The organism is Ensifer sp. ZNC0028 (assembly GCF_000799055.1).
Taxonomy (GTDB): domain Bacteria; phylum Pseudomonadota; class Alphaproteobacteria; order Rhizobiales; family Rhizobiaceae; genus Ensifer.
The window spans coordinates 1-8,596 of the sequence record NZ_JTLA01000173.1 but is presented as its reverse complement, the minus strand read 5'-3'; the positions used below and the strand labels follow the sequence as shown (position 1 = coordinate 8,596).

General features: G+C 60.9%; 7 protein-coding genes and 1 pseudogene. 7 read left to right on the top strand and 1 reads right to left on the bottom strand.

Going from position 1 to position 8,596, the window contains the following annotated elements; all coding sequences use genetic code 11:
• Positions 1–164 (top strand): annotated as a pseudogene (locus tag L981_RS34865) (mandelate racemase/muconate lactonizing enzyme family protein); the annotation flags it as partial.
• 135 nt (positions 165–299) lie between these two features.
• On the opposite strand, the gene L981_RS31530 reads toward L981_RS34865, so the two are convergent.
• On the bottom strand, positions 300–1,220 hold the full coding sequence (locus tag L981_RS31530) for an AraC family transcriptional regulator (RefSeq protein ID WP_043626224.1): 921 nt from the start codon (positions 1,218–1,220) through the stop codon (positions 300–302).
• A 213-nt stretch (positions 1,221–1,433) separates the two neighbouring features.
• Here L981_RS31530 and L981_RS31525 point away from each other — a divergent pair, with 213 nt between their 5' ends.
• The 6 genes from L981_RS31525 to L981_RS31500 all read left to right on the top strand — a co-directional run bounded on the left by L981_RS31525 (position 1,434) and on the right by L981_RS31500 (position 8,396).
• The gene (locus L981_RS31525; RefSeq protein WP_043626217.1) at positions 1,434–2,315 is read left to right on the top strand and encodes a carbohydrate ABC transporter permease; all 882 of its coding nucleotides are present in this window, start codon (positions 1,434–1,436) and stop codon (positions 2,313–2,315) included.
• 4 nt (positions 2,316–2,319) lie between these two features.
• Positions 2,320–3,204: a carbohydrate ABC transporter permease gene (locus L981_RS31520; protein ID WP_043626214.1), complete on the top strand. Its 885-nt coding sequence runs from the start codon at positions 2,320–2,322 to the stop codon at positions 3,202–3,204.
• Positions 3,205–3,206: 2 nt separating this feature from the next.
• Entirely contained in the window at positions 3,207–4,301 is a 1,095-nt protein-coding gene (locus tag L981_RS31515) for an ABC transporter ATP-binding protein (protein ID WP_043626211.1), read from the top strand.
• Positions 4,302–4,340: 39 nt separating this feature from the next.
• Positions 4,341–5,606: an ABC transporter substrate-binding protein gene (locus tag L981_RS31510; RefSeq protein WP_043626208.1), complete on the top strand. Its 1,266-nt coding sequence runs from the start codon at positions 4,341–4,343 to the stop codon at positions 5,604–5,606.
• A 76-nt stretch (positions 5,607–5,682) separates the two neighbouring features.
• The gene (locus L981_RS31505) at positions 5,683–7,236 is read left to right on the top strand and encodes a glycoside hydrolase family 28 protein (RefSeq protein ID WP_043626205.1); all 1,554 of its coding nucleotides are present in this window, start codon (positions 5,683–5,685) and stop codon (positions 7,234–7,236) included.
• A gap of 8 nt (positions 7,237–7,244) precedes the next feature.
• On the top strand, positions 7,245–8,396 hold the full coding sequence (locus L981_RS31500) for a glycoside hydrolase family 105 protein (RefSeq protein ID WP_052202120.1): 1,152 nt from the start codon (positions 7,245–7,247) through the stop codon (positions 8,394–8,396).
• The last annotated feature ends 200 nt before the right edge of the window (positions 8,397–8,596 follow it).

The following is an 8,596-nucleotide window of genomic DNA, read 5'->3' as shown; positions in this document are numbered from 1 at the left end:
AGCCGATCCTGGAGTTCGACCGGACGGAAAACCCGTTCCGACAGGCGGTGCTGAAGGCGCCGATCGAGGCGGTCGACGGCGTCGTTGCCATCCCCGATGCGCCCGGCCTTGGCATCGAGATCGACCGCGACGCACTCGCCCAGTTCAAGATGCCCGGAACGTGAGAGCAAGGTGGACGTGCGTGCCGCATGGGGCCCTGTCCGAACTTACCGGGTCCGAACTTGCCGGGCATGTTCTCCGGCTCGTGGCGAGACACATGGGTGCGTGTCGGTCCGGCTTAGCGCCAAACAAACTCCCAGCTAGTCGCTGGCAAGCCCGTCGGCAAGCATAAGGGCCTGTTCGTGTTCGTCGAGGTGCATGAGGCCACCGTCTCGGCTTTGTCGAACCCTTCTCATGTGATCGCGTGGACTGAGGCCCAGAGTTCGCTTGAACATTCGTGAGAAGTAGTAGGGGTCGGGGTAGCCGACTTCCGCGGCTGCAGAGGAAACCGAAAGCCCTGCTTCGAGAAAGTGCATTGCCCGCTCCATGCGTTTCAGCTCCTGGTATTTGCGCGGTGTACGCGCTACGCGTTTCTGGAACTCCCGCAGGAAGTAATCGCGATTGTAGGGAGATGCTTCGACCGCCTTTGTCGCAATATCCGGGTCGAGCGGATTGGCGGAGATCATCGTTGCCGCCTTCATGACAGCGAGATCGATCGCATCTGCTCCCTCGGGCTGGTAGGTGGCATGGTCTCGCCAGCCGATGAATGCATCTTCGATGAAGGCGATCAGCAGAACCATGAACAGGTGGTGCTGACCAAGCGTCACGGAAGAGGGCGGCGCGCTTTGACGATAGTGGCGCGCCAGCGGCTCAAGCAACCCCCACCGCGCCAGCCTCAGCTTCGGCACCAAATCCATCTGCTCGATCAGGTTGTGACGGCCGTAAATATCAAGTGTGAAATGCTGGGCGAGGCCGAGATATGTTTCCGGTCCCTCGCTCCATCCGATGAAGCGCTGCCCGCGGGAAATCAGCATGGCATCGCCCGGCTCCATCACATGTGGCTCTCCATCGACCAGATAGTGACCGCGCCCTTCAAGGCAGATGACGAGGTCGTCGACCGGGTTCGACTTGTCGATGCGCCAAGTCTGCGAATGCTCCATGCGGATAGCCGCTCGGGTCAGATTAAGCGTCAGCGCCGCCGGCGGAATAGCAGAGAGAATTCCACCTTCAATTTCGTCCATCTTTTTCCTCGCCTTTGTGAATTCATTCTGTGACAAAAATGCGTGAGTGTCATCGCAGAAATGCATGCACGCGCCGCATCGAACTGGGAGGAGATCGGTCAGCGGACAGGGAGGAGGCTACAGCCTTCGCCTGTCTGCACCGTTCCGGGAGCGTAATTTGTACGAAACCGTATCTAAAATGGCCGCTCTTCAGCGCCGTCCGGGAGGGCCGGCATGAAAGGGCAGCGTCTTTTGGGGCTTGGCTATCTGGCGCCCTACATTATCGGCCTGTTGATCTTCACGGCCATTCCGTTCATCGGCTCATTCTATCTGAGCTTCACGAGCTATGACCTGATGAGCGAACCGCGCTGGACAGGTGTCGCCAACTATGAGCGGCTCTTTACCCGCGACCGCACCTTCATCAAGTCGCTCAACGTAACGCTTCTTTACGTCTTCATCACCGTGCCTCTGAAGCTCGCCTTTGCGCTCTTCATCGCGGCCATTCTAAATCATAGGTTGAAGTTCATCGGCTTGTTCCGAACGGCATTCTACGTGCCTTCGATCCTTGGAGGCTCGATCGCGATCGCCGTTCTGTGGCGCTATGTCTTCGCCTCGGAGGGTCTTGCGAACATGGCGCTCGCGACCCTCGGCCTCGCGCCGGTCGATTGGTTCGGCGATCCCGTGAACGCGCTCTTCACGATCACGCTGCTGCGCTGCTGGCAGTTCGGCTCCGCCATGGTGATCTTCCTTGCGGCCCTGCAGTCGATCGACAAGTCGCTCTATGAAGCGGCCGCGATCGATGGCGCCGGCAAGGTGCGCACCTTCTTCTGGATCACCCTGCCTCTGCTGACGCCCGTCATTTTCTTCAACCTGATCATGCAGATGGTTCAGGCGTTTCAGGAGTTTAACGGTCCTTACATCATCACCCAGGGCGGTCCACTGAAGGCGACCTATCTGCTTCCGCTTTATATCTATGACGAGGCCTTCAAGAAGTTCAACATGGGCTACGCCTCGTCCATCGCCTGGGTGCTCTTCACCATCATTACCGTGCTGACCCTCGTCGCCTTCTGGTCTTCGAAGAAGTGGGTCTATTACGCCGGCGACAAGAGGAACTGACGAGATGACCGATCTTCAAGTTCTCAACGATCGCCTGGTCGCCCGCAGGGCAAGGCTCCGCCTGATCTCCACGACGGTTCGCTATGTGCTGCTGTTTTCCGTTGGCTTCGTCATGCTCTACCCGCTGATCTGGCTGGTTGGCGCGAGTTTCAAGACGAATTCGGAGATCTTTTCCGGCGCCGGCTTCATGCCGACAAGTCCGACCGCTGACGGCTATGTAAAGGGCTGGCAGACGTCGACGCCCTATACCTTCGGTCGGTTCTTCTGGAATTCCTTCCTGATTATCCTGCCGAAGGTGGTCGGCACGGCGATCTCCTGCACGATGGCGGCCTATGCTTTCGCACGGTTCGACTTTCCGCTGAAGAAGATCCTCTTCGGTTCCGTCATCGCCATCCTGCTCCTGCCAAATGTCGTAACACGCATTCCGCAGTACATTCTTTTCCGCGATCTCGGCTGGCTTGACACGTTTCTACCGCTCTGGGTGCCCTCGGCCTTCGCAGGCGATGCCTTCTTCGTCTTCATGCTGGTGCAGTTCCTGCGCTCGCTTCCGACGGATATGGAAGAGGCGGCTCGTGTCGACGGTGCCAACAGTCTCCAGACATTGATCTACATCGTCGTCCCCATGCTCGCGCCGGCGCTGATTTCAGTCTGTCTGTTTCAGTTCATGTGGACCATGAACGATTTCCTCGGGCCGCTGATCTACCTGTCGTCGGTCGACAAATATCCCGTGAGCCTCGCGCTCAAACTTTCCATCGACACCACCGAAGCCTTCGAATGGAACCGCATTCTCGCAATGTCGGTGCTGACGATCACACCCGCCTTGGTCGTCTTCTTCGCTGCGCAACGGTACTTCATTGAAGGGATCTCCTCCGGGGGAGTCAAAGGCTGAACATGGCTAAGGTCCAACTGAAGAATCTCGAGAAGGTCTATGGCAACGCCTTCAAGGCCGTGCACGGCATCAACCTCGATATCGAGGATGGTGAGTTCATGGTCTTCGTCGGCCCCTCCGGCTGCGCCAAATCCACCACGCTGCGTATGGTCGCCGGGCTCGAGGAGATATCGGGAGGCGAGGTCGTGATCGGCGACCAGCGGGTCAACGACTTGCCGCCCGGCAAACGCTCCATCGCTATGGTGTTCCAGAACTACGCGCTCTACCCGCACATGAAGGTGCGCGGTAATCTGGCTTTCGGTCTGAAGATTGCCGGCAAGCCAAGGGCGGAAATCGACGCAGCCATCGATCACGTGGCCAAAATCCTTGAAATCGAGCCGTTGCTCGATCGATTGCCGAAGCAGCTTTCCGGCGGCCAGGCTCAGCGCGTGGCGCTTGGGCGTGCATTGATCAAGAAGCCCGGGGTCTTCCTGTTCGATGAGCCGCTTTCCAATCTCGACGCCAAGCTGCGCGCTTCGATGCGTGTCCGCATCACCGACCTGCACCGCCAGCTCAAGGCCGAAGGCTTATCCTCGACCGTAATTTACGTGACACACGACCAGACCGAGGCGATGACGATGGGCGATCGTATCTGCGTCATGCAGTCGGGTCGCATCATGCAGGTGGCGACGCCGAAGGAACTCTACAATCGCCCGGCGAACCTTTTCGTTGCCGGCTTCATTGGTAGCCCGGAGATGAACCTCATCGATGCAAGGCTCGACGGTGGGGACGTCTCGATCGGCAGCCAGCGTCTGCCACTTGGCCCCAACCTCGAGACGCGGCTTTCGTCGAGGCCCGCTGAGGCCGTGCTCGGCATACGCCCGCAACATCTCTCCCTTGCCGCCGATGGCGCGGCATTTGCGGCGAAGCTGACCAATGCCGAGTTCATGGGGCATGAAGTCTACCTCCACGCCGATCTCGAGGGCCGAAAGTTCGTGAGCGTGGTGGGGGCTGCCGAATTCGAGGCTCTGGGACGCTCGGATGTGATCCGCCTGCGACCGGACCCTGTCCAACTGCATGTTTTCGACAAGACCGATGGCCGCAACGTGTCGCTTTGAGGAGGCGCCGCGTCGTTCAATTCCAAGGAGGAGAAGGCAATGAGAATGACAGCAAAGATCGCCGCGCTTGCCGGCGTCGCATATGGCGCTCTTGCGCTCGCCACGGCAGCGCACGCGGCTGAATTGCGTATGGCGTGGTGGGGTGGCGAGAGCCGCCACGTTGCCACCCAGAAGGCGATCGCGGCGTGCGGTGAAAAATATGGCCATACAGTCAAAGGCGAGTTCACCGGTTTTGACGGCTACCTCGAAAAGCTGACGACCCAAATGGCCGGCAAGACCGAGGCGGACATCGTGCAGGTCAATTGGCCGTGGCTGCCGCTGTTTTCAAGAAATGGCGACGGGTTTGCCGATTTGCGCACACTCAAGGCGATCGACCTTTCCAACTGGAGCGACGCCGATCTCGCGGCAGGCTCCATGAACGGGGTCCTGCAGGGGCTTTCCGTCTCGACCACCGGCCGCGTCTTCTTCTTCAACGCCACGACCTTCGAGAAGGCCGGGGTGCCCATCCCGAAAACCTGGGACGAGTTCTTTGCCGCAACGGCCACGATCAAGGAAAAGCTCGGCAAGGACTACTACACCTTCAACGCCGTCAAGGAGACCGCGCAACTTCTAACGACGCTGGCCGTTGTCCAAAAGACCGGCAAGGACCTCGTCGATCCCGAGACCAATCGTGTCGCCTGGACACCGGAGGAACTGGCCGAGGGCATTTCCTTCCTCGGCAAGCTGGTCGAGACCGGCGCCATCCGCTCCCAGAAGGAAGAGGCAGCCGACGGTAACGTCAACCTGTTCGAGAAGCCCGCCTGGGCCGAGGGTAAGGTCGCCGGTTCCTATGAATGGGACTCAACCTATTCCAAATATGCCGATCCGTTGAAGGACGGTCAGGTGCTGACGCCTGTGCCGATGCTCAAGCTCGCTGACGCGGTAACGGAAGGCGTCTACCGTAAACCCTCCATGGTGTTCTCGATCTCGAAGAATACGAAGGACCCGGAGGCGGCGGCTCAGATCGTCAACTGCCTGTTGAACGAACCGGAAGGCATCGATGCGCTCGGCACCTCTCGCGGTCTGCCGGCGTCGAAGGCCGCTGCGGCCCGCCTTGGCGAAAAGGGCGAGCCCGAGGTCCGTGCCGCCAACGCCATCGTGCTCGCCGCAGGCGGTCCGACGGTTTCGCCGTTCAATGAACACCCGGAGATCCGCGCCGCCTTCATCGATACGCTCGAGGAATACGCCTATGGGCAGCTCGATGCCAAGGAGGCGGCAGAACAGATCATCGATACGGTGAACGACGTTCTCGCCAAGTTTGACTGATTGCTAAGACTGCCCGCCGCGGCTTGTCGCGGCGGGCGTCACTGCGCCCTGCGGGGAGCCTACACGAGAAGAGATCATGACCCGACCATCCATCATCGCGCTGTCGGCGCGAACGGCGGCGCTTTGCCTGCCGGCACGCGGAGCGCTCTATCGCCTGCCGGCGGCAGCGAAGTGGCGCCTTTCCTCGTCCGACGCGGACGAACAGGTGCGGCAGGGAGAGACCTCTCTTGCTGTGCCGCTTTTGTACGAGCTTCAACCTCGCGCACGTTATCGCTTCGAAGCGGAAGGGTTTGAAGCTGTCGAATTTGACACCCCGTCCTGCGCGGGGCTCGTCGATGCAGGTGATTTCGGTCTCGTTCGCGATATCCATCTTGACGATATCGAGGGCGCACGCCGCAACGCCGCTGCCCTTCAAGAGGCTGTTGCTGCGGTTCCCGAGGGCGGTACGCTCAGGCTGCCGGCCGGGGTCTGGACGGCATTTCCCCTCGCACTCAAGAGCGGCATGACCTTTGATCTTTCCCAAGGGTCGGTCTTGCGGGCGCCTTCGGGTCGGGCCGGATGGCCCGTCCTCGCCGCCCGTGACACGTCCGGCGAGATGTTGGGGAGCTGGGAAGGCCTTCCGGCTGACTGTTTCGCAGCTCCGCTCCATGCCGTTGGCGTGAGAGCGCTGACAATCGAGGGGCAAGGCACGCTCGACGGATCCGGCGACAGGGGGGACTGGTGGACCTGGCCGAAAGAAACGCGCGGCGGTGCACGGCGCCCGCGGGGCCTTCATCTCGTCTCCTGCTCCGATGTGACGCTTCTTGGTTTCACCATCCGCAATGCACCGTCCTGGACGATCCATCCGCAGGGCTGCAGACGATTGACGGCGGCAGGGCTTTTCATCTCCGCTCCGCCCGACAGCCCGAACACCGATGGCTTCAATCCCGAAAGCTGCCAGGACGTGACGATCGCCGGCGTGCGCTTTTCCGTCGGGGATGATTGCATTGCCGTTAAAGCCGGCAAGCGCGGGCAGACCGGCGAGGGCGAGCATCTCAGCGAAACGCGAGGCGTGCGCGTGAGCCATTGCCTGATGGAGCGCGGTCACGGCGGTCTCGTTATCGGCTCGGAAATGTCCGGTGGCGTGCATGATGTCGCCGTCGAGAATTGCGCGATGGTCGGTACCGATCGCGGGCTGCGTATCAAGACGCGGCGTGGGCGCGGCGGCGCGATTACCGGTATCACGATGCGCCACGTTCTTATGGATGGCGTCGAGACTGCGCTCTCCGCCAACGCCCACTACCATTGCGATCCGGATGGCCACGACACCTGGGTGCAATCGCGTCGGCCGGCTCCGGTGGATGCGGGTACGCCCATCATCGATGGCGTCACGATCGAGGATGTCGAGATTCGGGATCTAGCCCATGCTGCCGGCGCCTTCCTCGGCTTGCCGGAGGCCCCAATCCGCAACATCAAAATTCGCCGCCTCAACATTGCATCCTTCAACCCGAAGGCGGCGGCCGCCCCCCCCATCATGGCCGACCATGTCCGTCCGATGCGCCACGAAACCATCGTTTCGGAACAGGCGGAGGTCGATTGCGACGATCTGGCGCTCCTGAGCGCGGCCGCAATATCAACGTCCTTCGAGTGAGACCTCCCATGAACCCGACCGACTATTTCGACCAGTTTGCGCAGCGCTACCGGCCCTATAAGGGTGGAAGCTGGTGCTATGAGGATGGCTGCCTCTACCGAGGTCTGCAGCTTCTTTTTCAGGCAACGGGCGAGAAGCGTTGGATGGACCATCTGCACCGGCTGGCCGATCGGCAAATTGGGGCGGATGGTACGCTCCTCGGCTACGATCCGGCGGAATACAACATCGACCACATCCTGGCGGGCCGATCGCTCTTCGCCTTGGCCAGGGATACGGGCGACAGCCGGTACCTCGCGGCGGCAGAACAACTGGCCGGCCAACTCGAAAGCCATCCGCGGATTCCTCAAGGCAACTACTGGCACAAGCAGCGTTATCCCCATCAGGTCTGGCTTGACGGGCTCTACATGGGCTTGCCGTTTCAAATCGAATATGCGCTCGCCGCAGACAAGCCGTGGTTGATTGCTGACGCTCTCCGGCAATTTTTGACGGCGCTTTCGCTAACGGCGACCCCGGCCGGCCTTTATGTCCATGGCTACGACGACAGCCGAAAACAGCGGTGGTCCGATCCGGAGACAGGCAAATCGCCTGCCGTCTGGGCACGCGCTGTTGGCTGGCTGGCTATGGCACTCGTGGATGCGCTGGCGCTTCTCCCTGACGACGAAATCTCCCGTCCTCATCGGTTGCGGGCACGCCAGCTTTTGGGGGAGCTCATGGCGCGGCAGACATCGTCTGGTCTCTGGATGCAGGTGCTCGACGCACCGAACCTTGAAGGCAACTACGAGGAAAGCTCTGCCTCCGCCATGTTTGCCTATGCGTTGATCCGCGCTGCACGTCTTGGCCTCGTCGAACCCGATCGGGTGCCAGAGACCATCGCGGCCGGGCGCCGCGCACTCGGCGCTTTGCTCTCCATGCGGCTCGTTGCCGACACCGAGGGCATAACCAGGATGACGACGATCGTCTGCGTCGCAGGTCTCGGAGGCTTCGAAGGCACGTACAGGGACGGTACGCCCCGCTACTACCTCGCAGAACGGGTGGTGTCCGACGATCCCAAAGGTGTCGGTCCGCTGATGATGGCCTTCGCCGAAAGTGTCATCGATCAGTCGCTCTCACCTGGCACGAGCGTCACCGGCCAGCGCAGCCGCGCAGATCTCTCCGGGTAATTGTCGGGGAAGCCGGCATCGTACACCAAGCAGGGAGACGGCACGGGCTGTGCCAAGTCGCATAGGACAGGCTGAAAGCCATCAATCGGGGCGGCAGCCATGTTTTTACCCACCGGACATGTAGCGCCCAGCTCGCGATGGTGTGTGGCCATCACCGTTGGCTCGTCGAGCGCCTATGCATTTCCCACATGGGAGCGCTG

Bases quoted from the DNA above. Each gene is read 5' to 3' on its own strand.
- L981_RS31520 (WP_043626214.1), top strand. From the start codon at position 2,320: ATGACCGATCTTCAAGTTCTCAACGATCGCCTGGTCGCCCGCAGGGCA.
- L981_RS31525 (WP_043626217.1), top strand. From the start codon at position 1,434: ATGAAAGGGCAGCGTCTTTTGGGGCTTGGCTATCTGGCGCCCTACATT.
- L981_RS31500 (WP_052202120.1), top strand. From the start codon at position 7,245: ATGAACCCGACCGACTATTTCGACCAGTTTGCGCAGCGCTACCGGCCC.
- L981_RS31510 (WP_043626208.1), top strand. From the start codon at position 4,341: ATGAGAATGACAGCAAAGATCGCCGCGCTTGCCGGCGTCGCATATGGC.
- L981_RS31505 (WP_043626205.1), top strand. From the start codon at position 5,683: ATGACCCGACCATCCATCATCGCGCTGTCGGCGCGAACGGCGGCGCTT.
- L981_RS31515 (WP_043626211.1), top strand. From the start codon at position 3,207: ATGGCTAAGGTCCAACTGAAGAATCTCGAGAAGGTCTATGGCAACGCC.
- L981_RS31530 (WP_043626224.1), bottom strand. From the start codon at position 1,220: ATGGACGAAATTGAAGGTGGAATTCTCTCTGCTATTCCGCCGGCGGCG.